The 15301-nt window shown below is 35.8% G+C and carries 9 protein-coding genes; 6 read left to right on the top strand and 3 right to left on the bottom strand.

Annotated elements, in window-relative coordinates; genetic code table 11:
- Nucleotides 1-49: 49 nt before the first annotated feature.
- Together CWD90_RS13660 and CWD90_RS13655 are read right to left on the bottom strand one after the other, a co-directional pair.
- Nucleotides 50-2095: an Ig-like domain-containing protein gene (locus tag CWD90_RS13660; protein WP_103476633.1), complete on the bottom strand. Its 2046-nt coding sequence runs from the start codon at nt 2093-2095 to the stop codon at nt 50-52.
- Nucleotides 2096-3392: 1297 nt separating this feature from the next.
- The gene (locus CWD90_RS13655) at nt 3393-5051 is read right to left on the bottom strand and encodes an Ig-like domain-containing protein (protein ID WP_157941227.1); all 1659 of its coding nucleotides are present in this window, start codon (nt 5049-5051) and stop codon (nt 3393-3395) included.
- A 796-nt stretch (nt 5052-5847) separates the two neighbouring features.
- Here CWD90_RS13655 and CWD90_RS13650 point away from each other — a divergent pair.
- Genes CWD90_RS13650 through CWD90_RS13635 form a run of 4 tightly spaced genes read left to right on the top strand, consistent with a single transcriptional unit; the run spans nt 5848 to nt 12148 of the window.
- Nucleotides 5848-6981, top strand: coding sequence for a DegT/DnrJ/EryC1/StrS family aminotransferase (locus tag CWD90_RS13650; RefSeq protein ID WP_103476631.1), 1134 nt, complete (start codon nt 5848-5850; stop codon nt 6979-6981).
- Nucleotides 6978-8933, top strand: a complete 1956-nt coding sequence (locus tag CWD90_RS13645; RefSeq protein WP_103476630.1) for a polysaccharide biosynthesis protein — start codon at nt 6978-6980, stop codon at nt 8931-8933. The genes CWD90_RS13650 and CWD90_RS13645 overlap by 4 nt, the downstream gene beginning before the upstream one ends.
- 57 nt (nt 8934-8990) lie before the next feature.
- Nucleotides 8991-9749: a polysaccharide biosynthesis/export family protein gene (locus tag CWD90_RS13640; protein WP_239986520.1), complete on the top strand. Its 759-nt coding sequence runs from the start codon at nt 8991-8993 to the stop codon at nt 9747-9749.
- A 23-nt stretch (nt 9750-9772) separates the two neighbouring features.
- Nucleotides 9773-12148, top strand: a complete 2376-nt coding sequence (locus CWD90_RS13635; protein WP_103476628.1) for a GumC family protein — start codon at nt 9773-9775, stop codon at nt 12146-12148.
- 1 nt (nt 12149) lies between these two features.
- Here the strand turns inward: CWD90_RS13635 and CWD90_RS13630 are convergent, their stop codons facing one another.
- Nucleotides 12150-12890: a tyrosine-protein phosphatase gene (locus CWD90_RS13630; protein ID WP_103476627.1), complete on the bottom strand. Its 741-nt coding sequence runs from the start codon at nt 12888-12890 to the stop codon at nt 12150-12152.
- Nucleotides 12891-13304: 414 nt separating this feature from the next.
- Here CWD90_RS13630 and CWD90_RS13625 point away from each other — a divergent pair, with 414 nt between their 5' ends.
- Both CWD90_RS13625 and CWD90_RS13620 read left to right on the top strand, forming a co-directional pair.
- Nucleotides 13305-14615: a phosphoribosylamine--glycine ligase gene (locus tag CWD90_RS13625; RefSeq protein ID WP_239986519.1), complete on the top strand. Its 1311-nt coding sequence runs from the start codon at nt 13305-13307 to the stop codon at nt 14613-14615.
- Nucleotides 14616-14649: 34 nt separating this feature from the next.
- Nucleotides 14650-15099 carry a GNAT family N-acetyltransferase gene (locus CWD90_RS13620; RefSeq protein WP_103476626.1) on the top strand — a complete coding sequence of 150 codons (450 nt, stop codon included), beginning with the start codon at nt 14650-14652 and terminating at the stop codon, nt 15097-15099.
- Nucleotides 15100-15301: the final 202 nt, after the last annotated feature.

Below are 15301 nucleotides of genomic sequence, written 5' to 3'. Positions count from 1 at the left end.
CTGCTTGGACAGGCCCCTTTTTTTATTCCATTTGTTTAAGTTGACTATTTTAACTTTTGGTCAAATAATGTAGATATTCTTCCAAATTGGTATAGCCATCACTATCCCGGTCCTTATTACTGTCACCGGCATCATTTGGATTTAAGGCATTTACAGTTTCCCATTCATTGCTCATCCCATCTTTGTCACTATCTGAATAAGCTGTGCCTTTCGGTAGATCCGGGTAACCTCCGGCTGAACCAGGGATCTTGCCGGTTCTGTTATTGACATCGTCTATGATCCTCTCATCTAAAGAATCTCTGTAAAGGCTTGTACCGACTTTTGATAAAACGGTGGATTTTACTTGCGCATTCGGAATCGCAGATATACCGGAATTAAAAATCTTTGAATTTTCCAGATAGGATTTCAGCTCCGATTCAACTGAGATATTACTACCGTCATAGGTATTGTCACTTAAATAAGCTTGTGTTTTAGAAAGTATTCCATCAGGGCAATTATTTGTTGAAGCCTCAATTTTCACAAGTGTTGAAGGTTTAGAGACATTGGGGTTCGAAATAAATACATTCCCCACAATATCAAATTTATTTTCAAAAGTTGGCTGCATACCTGAGCCGAAACTATATACTACATTATTGATAAATTCGAAATCACTAGTACAAGTTGAGGAGCGTATATTTCTTGCCTTGTTGTGGGCCAATAGGTTTTGATGAAAACTAATGTTAGTGGCCTTACTCCAAAGTAAAACACCATAGCCGGTATCTATATTCTCAGCTACAATACTATTTTGTAGAGTTACATTGTTAACCCCGGCTCCGCCTATTGCTCCAATATTAAAATTTTCATCTTTTCCCCAAGATATACTGCAATGATCTAAAATAACATTTTTTGTAGTTCTTCCGCTATAAGCTACAATAGTAACCGCATCTTCTCCTGTATCAGCAGAGTTTCCCGGTCTAAATCGCACATATCGTACAATAGTATTAGATCCTTGTATCCTAATCCCGTGATTAGCTATTGTTATTCCGCCTCCAGGTGCAGTTTGACCAGCAATAGTTAAATCGCCATTGTCGGGACCAATAGATAAATATGAATTAAGATTAATATTTCCTGCAACCTTGAACACTATAGTTCTTTTTCCCTTCAAACTCAAAGCGCTTCGTAAACTACCTGAACCGCTATCGTTTAAATTGGTAACCTCTACCACAATGCCGCCTCTACCTCCGGTGGTATTTTTTCCAAATCCCTCGGCACCCGGAAAAGCTTTTAAGGCTCCCATGTCTGTAGGTGAAGTAGGTTCTGTAGGTGTCTTATCGGCTACCGTCACGGTTACCGATCCAGTTTCTTCGGTCACCGTATCGTCCGGATTGGTGACAGAAGTAGTATAGGTAAAGGTATCCTTTTCCGCAGGAATTTCTTCAGTAACCACCTCTTCGGTTTCAGAAGTAACTTCTTCTGTGATAACCTCTTCAGGATTATTTGTATTTGGGGTATAGGTAATAGTATTATCCTCATTGATAACTGCGGTACCATTGGATGGCTCACTGACCTCGGTTATTATTACCTCACTTTCCTTATTAAAAGTATCGTTTTTAAGGGGTTCAATTACTATAGGTGCTTCCGGCTCGGCCTCTGTAGGAACTTCTATTATATCCTCCACAACATCTGTTACGGGCTCCACGGTAACATCAACTGTTACCACTACTTCCGATGTTGTTTCATCCTCATTTGTCTCTTCCAAGGTAATTTCAATATTATCCTTGCCATTATAATCGCTAGAAGGAGTGTAAACAGCTATACTGTCTTTTTCAATGGTAATATTACCATATTTTGGTTTTGAACTACCTTTATATCTTCTACGTCCTTTTCTCTTGCTAGTTGTGTTATAAAGCATGTTAAAGGAAACAGGTTGATCTTCGTCGGTAGTAAATACTGCATTTGCTAAATCAATAATTACTTCTTTAGGTTCAGTGCCAATTGGATTATCTTCCACAACATATTCCGCCAATAGGTCGGAATCCTTGTTGCAGGAGAAATTTAAAAAAAGGACAAGGCATGACAGGGTCACTTGTAATAGATTCGGGGGGGTGATTTTCATAAGTTCTAAGACGTTAATTTAAATGATAAACATTTGGGGTTTAAAATTATTTTTAATTTTCACAATATCATCGGCATATGACAAATATTTTCGACAAACTGCCTATTCGTATGTGCATTGTTAGTTTTACGTATGCTTTTTAGGTTTGGATGTTTAAAAATCCCTTATTCGATGAAATACCCCTTTCTTTATGATATGATTAAAACTTTTCCTGTTATAGAGCGTATTTTTTAACATCTATTGAATAGAGTTTTTGGTAGGTAAACTTAATTTTTCGGCACAGATTTGCTTTACGAAGACTTTGATATTGGATGATTTGTTCTCCATTTTAGTTGTAACTTAATAAAGGTAAATTTGCTTAGAGGACAAATGTTCCTGTAACCTAGGAATTTTTATTTACCTGTAACTTCATTCATCTCGTTTGAAAATGAAAACCAATGGCAATTACCGAAGTGTTTAAAATATGGATAAGACTTTACGGAGATTTGAATGTAACAATCCGTATGGAGTTATAATCGGGAAACCTTAAAATCAATCATTTTCACCTTTTGTCAAAAAAGAATAATTAAAATTTTAAGTTTATCTCCATTTAAAACCTTTGAGTTATAACTTAAATCATATTACCAACGAATGAACAAACTAGAGCCCTATTTTACCTTCTTGAATGTTCCGAGTTGCAAGTGCCTTCTTTTTAATAATTTGTTTGATAAGAAAGTTGTGGAGAGGTAGTGAGTGGAATGACTTTGTGCTAAGAAATTATTTAATTTCTTGTAAATATGTTTGGAGGGGCTATTAGGTGTTGATTGCCAGTTTTCCTTAATATCTTGAGGCATGCTATATTGAAATATCAATAGCCAAATAAGTTTTAGTATTGATTTGAGCATCAGGCCTAGTGCTATAGGTGTATTTTTAATAATTATTTGTTACTGCCTATTCACATTCTGCGCTGTGAATTTTGTTGAAAGAAGTTCTCATATTTAAAAGTATTTTATATAGCACTACATAATGACAGGTTGATTATATATCCGCGATGTTTTTTAATAAATAATGAAATTTTCAGGCGAAAATTTGGGTCTAATCAGAAGGTTTATTTTTTGATAAAATCGCTAATTTCTATTCCCACACCTATAAATAGTCTATGCTTTTTATTCAAATTATAGAGAAATAATTCTAGTATTTTTAATGGGACGAGTAGGATTACCTGTTGATATGTCGTGTTTCCCCTTAAGGGAAATCGAAAAGAAAAAGGGACCTGTACAGGTCCCTTTTTCTTTTCGATTTGTTTAAGTTAACTATTTTAACTTTTGGTCAAATAATGTAGATATTCTTCCAAATTGGTATAGCCATCACTATCCCGGTCCTTATTACTGTCACCGGCATCATTTGGATTTAAGCCATTTACAGTTTCCCATTCATTGCTCATCCCATCTTTGTCACTATCTGAATAAGCTGTGCCTTTCGGTAGATCCGGGTAACCTCCGGCTGAACCAGGGATCTTGCCGGTTCTGTTATTGACATCGTCTATGATCCTCTCATCTAAAGAATCTCTGTAAAGGCTTGTACCGACTTTTGATAAAACGGTGGATTTTACTTGCGCATTCGGAATCGCAGATATACCGGAATTAAAAATCTTTGAATTTTCCAGATAGGATTTCAGCTCCGATTCAACTGAGATATTACTACCGTCATAGGTATTGTCACTTAAATAAGCTTGTGTTTTAGAAAGTATTCCATCAGGGCAATTATTTGTTGAAGCCTCAATTTTCACAAGTGTTGAAGGTTTAGAGACATTGGGGTTCGAAATAAATACATTCCCCACAATATCAAATTTATTTTCAAAAGTTGGCTGCATACCTGAGCCGAAACTATATACTACATTATTGATAAATTCGAAATCACTAGTACAAGTTGAGGAGCGTATATTTCTTGCCTTGTTGTGGGCCAATAGGTTTTGATGAAAACTAATGTTAGTGGCCTTACTCCAAAGTAAAACACCATAGCCGGTATCTATATTCTCAGCTACAATACTATTTTGTAGAGTTACATTGTTAACCCCGGCTCCGCCTATTGCTCCAATATTAAAATTTTCATCTTTTCCCCAAGATATACTGCAATGATCTAAAATAACATTTTTTGTAGTTCTTCCGCTATAAGCTACAATAGTAACCGCATCTTCTCCTGTATCAGCAGAGTTTCCCGGTCTAAATCGCACATATCGTACAATAGTATTAGATCCTTGTATCCTAATCCCGTGATTAGCTATTGTTATTCCGCCTCCAGGTGCAGTTTGACCAGCAATAGTTAAATCGCCATTGTCGGGACCAATAGATAAATATGAATTAAGATTAATATTTCCTGCAACCTTAAACACTATAGTTCTTTTGCCTTTCAAACTCAAAGCGCTTCGTAAACTACCTGAACCGCTATCATTTAAATTGGTAACCTCTACTACAATGCCGCCTCTACCTCCGGTGGTATTTTTCCCAAATCCCTCAGCACCCGGAAACGCTTTTAAGGCCCCCATATCTGAAGGTGAAGTAGGTTCTGTAGGTGTCTTATTGGTCACGGTCACGGTTACCGATCCGGTTTCTTCTGATACACTGTTATCTGGATTGGTGACCGCAGTGGAATAGTCGAACTCATCGGTTCCGGTTTGGTCAGTATCTGGAGTATACGTTATTGTATTATCTTCATTTACCACAGCCGTACCCATTTTAGGTGGTGTTACTTCTGTGATAGCTACCTTATCCGGTTCTTTAAAAGTATCGTTGCTTAACGGGGCTATTACAATTGGATTGTTTGCCAAAGTGACTACCACGTCATTAACCAAAAAGGATTGCGGTTTTTCCACTACATATTCCGCTAAAAGATCAGAATCCTTGTTGCAGGAAAAACTTAAAAAAAGGACAAAACAAACTAGGGTCACTTGAAAGAGATTCGAGGGGTGAAATTTCATAAGTAAAGACATTAATTTAACGGATATACATTTGGGTTCTACAATATTATTTATTTTTACAACATCATCGGCAAAATACCTGCTATTTTCGATGAACTACACACTTTGGTTGCATTGGTGGTTTTACGTTGGGTTCGAGTAGTTTGGACTTTAGAAAGTATATTTTTCGATGAAATACACTTTTCTTTAAGATAAATTTTGATTTTTCACCATAAACTCATGTTTTTAAAGGGTATTTTCTTACATCTGGGAAAGTCTTTTTGTAGGCACACTTAAAACACCAGCGGAAAAAGAAAAAGGAGTTTTTATTTCTTAAACTTCAAGGGTTGGTGGAATTAAATTTTAATGATTCACAATAACAATCATTTATTTTAGGTGCAGAGTGGTACATTTTATGCTTTATAATTCAGCTTTCGAAATTTCCGAAATAATTGTAGGTGGAATTATTGTCAATATTAATTTCCATTAACTGATTTGAATAGTCATGTGCTTTTTTCGTATATTATTGTTATCTCTTCATTTGGCTATGTTGTTTCCTCTGTGGAAGAGATTAATATACAAGAAGCTCTAATGGCTAATTTTACATGCCTTAAAGTGTTCGTTTTTTAGTTTTTGATTATTGTTAAGAAATGTAAAAAGTATATAGAAATTATATGGGTTTGGTGATGATAAAATCTTCTATTAAGGTATTTAAACGATATTTTCTAGTCTTAAACGAAATTAGAAGGCATAATGAATTAATACAGAAAAGTATATATATTTTTGTGTAGACACTTCACATAAACACTGAATATTAATGACCATTACAAGTACAAAAATATGGCTTTCATCCCCACATATGGGAGAAAATGAACAGCTCTATGTTAAGGAAGCTTTTGATACGAATTGGGTGGCTCCTTTGGGTCCCAATGTTAACGGTTTTGAGGCCAGTATTGAAAGTTATTTGAATAATGATGTTCATGTTGCTGCATTAAGTTCTGGTACTGCTGCCATTCATTTGGGATTGGTGCTGCTAGGGGTTTCTGATGGTGATGAGGTAATATGTCAAAGTTTTACTTTTTCCGCATCCGCCAATCCCATTTGTTATTTGGGAGCTAGGCCAATTTTTGTTGATAGCGAAAAGGATACTTGGAATATCTCTCCTGACTTATTAAAAATGGCGATTGAGGATAGAATTTCAAAAGGCAAAAAGCCCAAAGCTATTATTGCCGTACATCTTTACGGGATGCCGTACAAGGTAAATGAAGTAAAACAGATTGGTGAACAATATGGTATTCCAGTATTGGAAGATAGCGCTGAAGCATTGGGTAGTACCTACGCCGATATTAAATGTGGAAGTTTTGGTGATATTGGTATTTTATCCTTTAATGGGAACAAGATAATTACTACCTCAGGTGGTGGCGCATTGGTGTCAAAGAATAAAAAACATAAGGAAAATGCCGTTTTTTTGGCAACACAGGCGAGGGACAATGCACCCCACTACCAACATTCAGCTATAGGCTATAACTATCGTATGAGCAATGTCCTGGCGGGTATTGGACGAGGGCAAATGGAAGTGCTGGATGATAGAGTGGGGGCTAGAAGGGCCAATTTTGAATATTATAAACAGAATTTAGGGCATATTTCTGAAATTGAATTTTTGGAGGAAATGCCAGGTATGTACTCAAATAGGTGGCTTACATGTATTTTAACACCATCGGTACAAATTCGGGAAAATATACGACATCAATTACTGGAAGTTGATATAGAATCCCGACCTTTATGGAAGCCCATGCATTTGCAACCTGTGTTTGAAGAATGTGCCAAATATGTTGATGGTACTTCCGAAGATTTATTTGAAAGAGGATTATGTCTTCCTAGTGGTTCCAACCTCGAAACAGCGGATTTGGACCGTGTAATTGAAGTAATTTTAAAAATAATGACCAAATGATACAACACTACTTATCCAATAGGGCACAAAAATATACTTCCAAATGGATTGTATTGGTGATCGATTTGATGTTGGTATCCATTACTTTTGTGTTCTCCTATCTTATTCGTTTTAATCTTACACTTAACTTTGATAGCGACAAATTGCTTTTACAGTTACCTGTCATAATAGCAATTGGTGCCATTTCATTTTTAATAACTGGCTCATACAAGGGAGTAGTGCGGCACACTGGGGTAAGGGATGTATATAATATCTTTAATGCTATATGTCTCTCCAGTATCATTACGATTTTCATGGTCATCCTTAATCGGGAAATGGATTTTATGGATGGTTTTACCGTTCCCTTGTCCATAATTATTATTCATAGTTTATTAAACTTTATTGCCTTAACGGCATCCCGATATGTATTTAAAACTGCTTATTACAACTTTGTAAAGCAATTTAAAATTACGAAGAATGTAATTATTTATGGTGCAGGAGAATCTGGAATCTTAACCCAAAATGCATTGACGAGCCATAGTGGTAGCATTTCCAAAGTGGTGGGTTATATAGATAAGGATAATGAAAAAGTAGGTAAAAATATTAATGGGGTAAGGGTATATGGTCCGGAGATACTAACAGATTATTTTATAAAGAGCAATGATATTTCCGAGATTATTTTTTCAATCCAGAATATTGACCATAATAGGCTGAGGGAGTTGGTAGAGGGGCTGGTAGATTTTCAGGTGCAGGTAAAAATTGTACCACCCATTGAAGATTGGATCAATGGAGAACTGAAAATTTCCCAAATAAAACAAGTTCAGATTGAAGATTTGCTTGATCGGGTGCCAATTAATATTAAGAATAAAAGAATATCCAATGAGCTCAAGGACAAGGTAATTGTCGTAACGGGTGGAGCAGGTTCCATTGGTAGTGAACTTGTAAGGCAAATTGCAAATTGTGAATACAAATCGTTAATTGTTATTGACCAAGCAGAATCTGCCTTATATGACCTGCAACAAGAGTTAAAACAAAATGGATTTCACAATTTTATTCCTATTGTGGGGGATATTAGGGATAAAAATAGAATGTCCGCTATCTTCCAGGAATACAAGCCAAATATGGTCTTTCATGCTGCTGCATATAAGCATGTACCCCTAATGGAGTATAATTCTTATGAAGCCATAAAAATTAATGTAGCGGGCACTAAAGTCATAGTGGATCTTTCCTTGGATAATAATGTTGATAAATTTATTTTTGTATCCACAGATAAGGCGGTGAACCCGACCAATGTAATGGGGGCAACAAAAAGAATAGCGGAAATGTATATTAGCTGTGCGGAACAACAGAAGAAGACCAAGTTCATTACCACGCGTTTTGGAAATGTATTGGGGTCCAATGGTTCCGTAATCCCACTCTTTAAAAAACAAATAGAAAAGGGCGGCCCACTAACGGTAACCCATAAGGATATTACTCGTTATTTTATGACCATTCCTGAAGCTGCGCAATTGGTTTTGGAAGCTGGTGGAATGGGACAAGGCGGGGAAATTTTTATATTTGACATGGGTGATTCTGTTAAGATTTTTGATTTAGCTAAAAACATGATCAAGTTATCTGGACTTAAGTACCCTGAAGATATTGATATCAAAATTACCGGACTTAGACCGGGCGAAAAATTATATGAGGAACTACTGGCAAATGGTGAGGATACTATGCCTACGTATCACAAGAAAATTATGATTAGTAAGTCCAGGGAATTATTTTATGAAGAAACAAAATCTAAAATTAACGAATTGTGTGTTTCAAACATGTTTTTTAATGAAAACACGGTTAAGTTGATGAAGGAAATTGTGCCCGAATATGTTTCTAATAATTCCGAACTCTGTAAACTGGATAAAAAGGAGACCAAACTTACTGAGGAAGTTCAGGTTGCTTCCGATATAATCCCTACAAAGAAAATTTTACAATCGTAATTTTTCATTATACTTGCATTAGAAATCAGCGAAATTATGTTAAAAAATACCAAAATTATGGGACTAAGGATTTTTGCTTTAGCCGTATCTTCTCTACTAATATCTTCCTGTGGATCTAAAAAGGATGTTGTATATTTTCAAGATGCCAGTTCATTTGAAACAATAGTGAGTAACAACTCTAATCTAAACCGGTTAAAGATTGACGATGTGATCAGCATTAATGTATCCACATTAGATCCCCAAGCCAGTGTGCCTTTCAATATAATGAAAGGTTATATAGAAGGGGGCATGAGGCCAGAGGAGTTGGATTATATCATTGATAAAAATGGTGAAATAGATTTCCCTGTATTGGGAACTATAAAATTACTTGGACTTTCGCCAGGTGAGGCTAAAACCTTATTAACCGAGCGCCTAAAAGATTATTTAAAGGATCCTATTATTAACATAAGACTTAAAAACTTCACAGTTACTGTTCTGGGCGCTGTAAATAGACCAGGGACTTATCCTGTTAATGGGGAGCAAATAACAGTTTTGGAAGCTTTGGGCATGGCAGGCGACCTCAACATTAAAGGTATGCGCGATAATGTAATGGTTATCCGTGATTTTAACGGAACCAAAGTCTATACACGTATTGATTTAACTAAAAAGGAAGTTTTAAACTCACCAGTATATTACCTAACACAAAATGATGTAGTCTATGTGGAGCCCAACAAATCCCTTATTGCTTCCGCAACCCTTGATAGTAGGTCGTCCATTGCGCTATCCATAGCTTCAATATTAATTACTACTACCGTAGTATTGATTACCAGAAATTAATTACAATTAAATTATTGATTACAATGGGTTTGAACTCTCAAAATCTATCATCCGAACTTGGATTAAAGGATATTATTACTAATTACACTAAACATTGGAAGTGGTTTGTTCTTTGTGTTGTAATAGCATTAGCATTTGCTTATTTAAAACTAAGATATTCCGTACCGCAATATGCAGCCCAAGCTAAAATTCAAATTTTGGATGATAAAAATTCCACATCTGAACTCAGTACTTTTCAGGATTTAGGTGCGATCTCTGGTGGGACTAATAAGGTTGAGGATGAAATGCAATTGATAAATTCCAGATCCAATTTAATTGAGGTAGTTAAAAAATTGGGTCTCAATGTAAAGATTACCTCCTTGGGAAAGATTTTGGATTCAGAAATATATCAAAACCCTCCCTTTAAAGTTAATTTTATTGCCAATGACTCAATAATAAATAACGCCAATTTTAGTTTTTATTTGACACTTTCAAATGAAACGACATTTGGGTTTTCCCAGCAAGAAGATCTGCCTATGAAGCCCTATGCCTATGGGAAAACTATTTCGACACCCATCGGTAACATTGTTATAACACCTAATGTCACGGACATTATGGCCTACAGGGACAGAAATTATAGGATAGCTATTACTCCAGTGGCCAATGTGGCACAACAATATCAATTTGGGATTAGGGTTTCACCAGCTGCCGAATATTCCAATATTCTAAATATTTCTTTGAACGATCCTATACAAAAAAAGGCCAATGATATTATAAATACATTAATAGAGACTTATAATAATAATGCCATAGAGGACAGGAAGACCATTGCAGATAAGACCTCCGAATTTATTAATGACAGGATTACGGAAATTTATTCCAACCTTTCCCTTCAAGACCAAAATGAGGAAGATTACAAAGCGGGAAGGGGTATTACAGATATTGCATCGCAATCTAGTGTTAATCTAACTGTTAGCGCCAGTAGTCAGCAAGAATTGCAAAATACTGCACTACAATTGGACATTGCTTCCTCAATGAAAGACCTGGTTGAGAATCAGGAAGGTTATGAAATTCTCCCTTCCAATGTGGGATTATCCGACCCTACTATTGCGAATACCACTAATAGATACAATGAACTGGTGGCTGAAAGAAACCGTTTGTTAAAAAGCTCCAATGAAAAAAATCCCGTAATTGTAAATTTAGATCAACAATTACAGGGTTTAAAAAGGAGTATGCAGTCTAGTTTGGGCAGTATGACTAATAATTTAGGGCTACAAGTCAATAGTTTGAGTAGTCAACTTTCTAAGGTGAATTCCCGATTATACGCTGCACCAAAAAATCAACGTGCCCTGAGGGACATTGGTAGGAAACAGGAGACTACGGAATCTCTTTACCTTTATTTGCTTCAGAAACGGGAGGAATCCCAGATTTCTTATGCATCGGCCAAACCTAAATCAAAAATTATAGACCATGCCTATAGCGTTAGTTCAATGCCGGTATCTCCCAATGGTAAGATAGTTTATTTGACGTTCTTTTTATTTGGATTAATTATACCTTTTTCTGTAATCTATGCTAACGATTTGTTGGACAATAAAGTGCATAGTAAAACCTCTTTAGAAAAGATGATAAAGGATATACCGGTGTTGGGTGAACTACCAAAACTAGGTAAGAAGGAGGCGAAATTGGTAGGCAAGGACGATCGATCGATCTTGGCAGAATCCTTGAGGATTATTAGGACCAACATAGACTATATGATGAAGTCCAAGAATGCTTCTGAGAAGGGTAATTTAATATATATAACTTCTTCGGTACCCGGGGAAGGGAAAACATTTTTATCGTCCAATCTATCCATGATCTTTGCTAGTACCAATAAAAAAGTTCTTTTGATCGGAGCAGATATTAGAAACCCGAAATTATATAGTTTTTTCAATAGTAAAAACGTAGATAAATTAGGGAATTCTTCACGTAGTAGGGATATAGGACTAACGGAATATTTGTACGATCGGGATTTAAACGCCAAGGATATTATTAATTCTTTGTTGGTACACACCAACACTATAGATGTTATTTACTCGGGAAAAATTCCACCTAATCCTGCGGAGCTTCTAATGAGTAGTCGAATGAAAGAATTATTGGAAGAGGTTTCCGAGAAATATGACTATGTTGTTGTCGATACCGCGCCTTTGATGGTGGTTACAGATACTTTGCTGATTGCGGAATATGCCGATCATATTATTTATGTGACCAAAGCAGGGGTTACTGAGAAGAAAGTTCTTGACTTCCCTGTTAAACTAAAAAATGAAGGCAAGTTAAAGGGATTATCCTTTGTTGTAAACAATGTAAAGGTATCCAATTTGGGATATGGTGGTTCCTATGGCTATGGCTATGGTAAAACCCATAAAAAATGGTGGAATTTTTAAGTTAATAGAAATCGTAAATGGTTTTTTCAATAACGGGGAAAAGTAACTTCAGGAGGCTAGTGCTCAATTGTAATTCTTTTATACTTTGCAACTGTTGATGGTTATGAACATCAGAGGCTACATAATCTATTAAACCACTTTGTAATAGTTTATGAGCCTTTTTTTGTACATCCTTTCCATAGAACTGTCCAAGGGATAAGAGATTCATCTGTAATAAAATCCCATTCTCTTTGAATTTTCCAAATTTGGAGGAATTCAGTTGCAGGAAGGAATATCTTTCTGGATGTGCTAAAATTGGAAAATACCGGTGTGTGGCAATATTTTGAATGGCATCATCAAAATTGATAGGTGGTTGTAAATAGGACATCTCGATTAGTAAATATCTATTTCTTAATGGCATCACCTTATCATTCTCCAATATATAATCAAAATTGGCATCTATCATATGTTCAGCTGCCACATCCAAGGTAATATCCTTCATCCCTTCAGTTAATAGGCCGTCCTGCACTTTTCCATGTGCAGTGTGTATAGTATCGTAGTCATTGGGATAATAATTATGCATGATATGCGGAGTGGATATAAACTTTTTTATCCCAAACTCAGAGAAACCCTTTATTAGGGCAATGGACTCATCTACAGTTTTTGCACCATCATCTATACCGGGTAGTATGTGGTTATGGATATCCACAAAATCTACCAAGTAATCTATCAAAAATTTTTTCTTGCTAAAGAAATGAAACATGTACGATATATTTAAGTTCAAAAATAGTGTTTCTTTAGTTACTGAATAGCTGGATTCCTAGCCAAGGGAAATTATACTTATGTAATATTGTGAGTTCTATTAAAATTTTCATTTAAGCCAATTTAATTCTCGTAATCGAATTAATTTTTCTTATATATTTGTTATACAATTACACACTATGGGCACGGGCTTATTATATTGAAACTTACTCTTAAATTCCGGCATTGCATAAGTTCGCATACTTGTTCCTATAAGGGGATACCGAAGAATATAAACGAATATTTATCGAAATTGTTTTACGTAAAGGGAGATTTAGTTCTCTTGGCATGTCTTATTTTTATGAAAAAAAAGGAGTGTTGCAGTACCTTTTTTTTATTTACCACTTAACCCCAATAAATAAAATCACTTATTAAATTGAAAAAGGAGAAATTAAATAAACAAGTAGAGATAAAACGAAATTTCTTGATTGTTTCCCGCTGGGGAGAAACCTTGGATATGGCAGTAGCCATATTGAACGAAGGCAATGCTGTAAAAATGTACATTGAGGATAAACCCTCAAGGGAAATTGGGTACGGATTTGTTCAAAAAGTAAAAGATTGGAAAACCCAAATCGATTGGGCCGATGTCCTAATTTTTGACTACACTGGATATGGTAAAATATGTTCAGATTTAAGGGCACAGGGCAAATTAGTGGTAGGTGGTACCGAATATTCCGATCTATTGGAATTGGATCGTAGTTTTGGGCAGGCGGAATTAAAGAAACATGGAATAAAAATATTGCCCTCCAAGGAGTTTTTTAATTTTCAGGATGCCATTGATTATGTTAAGGCCAACCCCAACGCCTATGTTATAAAACCTTCCGGGGAGACCCAGGAATACAAACAATTACTATTTGTTGGTAGTGACGATGAAGGCTTGGATGTAATTCGGGTGCTAAAGGCTTATGAAAAATCATGGGGAAATGATTTTGGTAATTTTCAGTTGCAGCGGAAGGTAAAAGGCGTGGAGGTATCTGCATCGGCCTATTTTAATGGCAAGGAGTTTATTTATCCTATAAATATTACTTTCGAACATAAAAAATTATTTCCTAAAGAACTAGGTGTATCCACAGGGGAAATGGGGTCCAGTATGTTTTGGACTAAAGATTCACCCATCTTTGAGGCTACTTTAAAAAAGTTTGAAAGTTCATTGGCCGAAGGTGGTTTTGTAGGGCAATTGGATATTAATTGCATTGTTAATGGCAACGGAATTTATCCTTTGGAATTCACCTCTAGATTTGGGTACCCACAGATATTCATACAAAGGGCCGGAATTTTAGAACCACTTGGTAATATGTTTTATAAACTCGCCTCCGGACAACATTTTAAGATCAGCGTACGAAAAGGATTTCAGGTCGGGGCCTATATGGTGGTTCCTCCTTTTCCTTTTGAGGATAAAAAATCATTTGAACTGTTTTCAAAAGACTCAGTTATCGTATTCAAAAAGGATATGAAGGAAGGGGTACATCCCATGCACCTTAAGAAAATAAATGACGAATGGCTGATAACTGGGAATACAGGAATTGCCTTGTTGGTTACAGGAACTGGGCTTACCATGAAGGATGCCCAAAAAATGATGCAGAATAGGATAAGCAATATTATTATTAATAACGTTTATTATAGAACGGATATTGGAGACAGGTGGTCCGACGATTTTGATCGCTTGTGGTCATGGGGTCTATTGTAATAGAAGGCGTATTATTTGAGGCAAATCATTTTATATGAAATTGGTAAATATAGGATTCGATGGTCACGAGTTTTTTAAAATTCTCCCGGGAGATTGGCAGCAAATCATTCTTCCTGTATGGGAAGATTTGAAAAAGAATGCGAATATTTTTGTTTTTAAAAATACATTGGAAATAACGGCTGGAGGTATTGTATTTAAAGGTGCTCCTCCAAATATGACGGATTTTGAAATTGAGGAGGGTCAGAAGTATATAGACATGGGATTTCAATATATCGGCTTTTTATTCGTTGATTCCAAATATAGAAATCAAGCCTTAGGTTCCAAATGGCTTAAGGCTTTGATGGAAGAATTTCCTAATCAATCTTATTGGCTCACTATTGAAGAGCAGGGGTTACGGTTATTCTATGAAAAAAATGGATTTAAATGCGTTTCAGAAAGCAAGGATCCAAACAATCAAGAATGGTTATTCACCTATCGATCATAAAGGGTTAAATGCTGGTTGGAATAGGGAATTACCTTAGCTCCTTAAACCGGTTTGCCATAGGAATCCACAATTATATTATACTCCCCAATTTTAGGACAGCAAGTTAAGTTGTAATTTAACCCTGTCAAATATGAAGAGATCAAGAAGAAAATTCAGTGCATCGTTCAAGGCCAAAGTGGCCATTGAGGCGTTAAAGGAGCAT

Source organism: Arenibacter catalasegens (genome assembly GCF_002909235.1).
GTDB classification, from domain to species: Bacteria; Bacteroidota; Bacteroidia; order Flavobacteriales; family Flavobacteriaceae; genus Arenibacter; species Arenibacter catalasegens.
This window is presented reverse-complemented; position numbering and strand designations above follow the sequence as displayed.

Bases quoted from the DNA above. Each gene is read 5' to 3' on its own strand.
- CWD90_RS13660 (WP_103476633.1), bottom strand. From the start codon at position 2,095: ATGAAAATCACCCCCCCGAATCTATTACAAGTGACCCTGTCATGCCTT.
- CWD90_RS13655 (WP_157941227.1), bottom strand. From the start codon at position 5,051: ATGAAATTTCACCCCTCGAATCTCTTTCAAGTGACCCTAGTTTGTTTT.
- CWD90_RS13650 (WP_103476631.1), top strand. From the start codon at position 5,848: ATGACCATTACAAGTACAAAAATATGGCTTTCATCCCCACATATGGGA.
- CWD90_RS13645 (WP_103476630.1), top strand. From the start codon at position 6,978: ATGATACAACACTACTTATCCAATAGGGCACAAAAATATACTTCCAAA.
- CWD90_RS13640 (WP_239986520.1), top strand. From the start codon at position 8,991: ATGGGACTAAGGATTTTTGCTTTAGCCGTATCTTCTCTACTAATATCT.
- CWD90_RS13635 (WP_103476628.1), top strand. From the start codon at position 9,773: ATGGGTTTGAACTCTCAAAATCTATCATCCGAACTTGGATTAAAGGAT.
- CWD90_RS13630 (WP_103476627.1), bottom strand. From the start codon at position 12,890: ATGTTTCATTTCTTTAGCAAGAAAAAATTTTTGATAGATTACTTGGTA.
- CWD90_RS13620 (WP_103476626.1), top strand. From the start codon at position 14,650: ATGAAATTGGTAAATATAGGATTCGATGGTCACGAGTTTTTTAAAATT.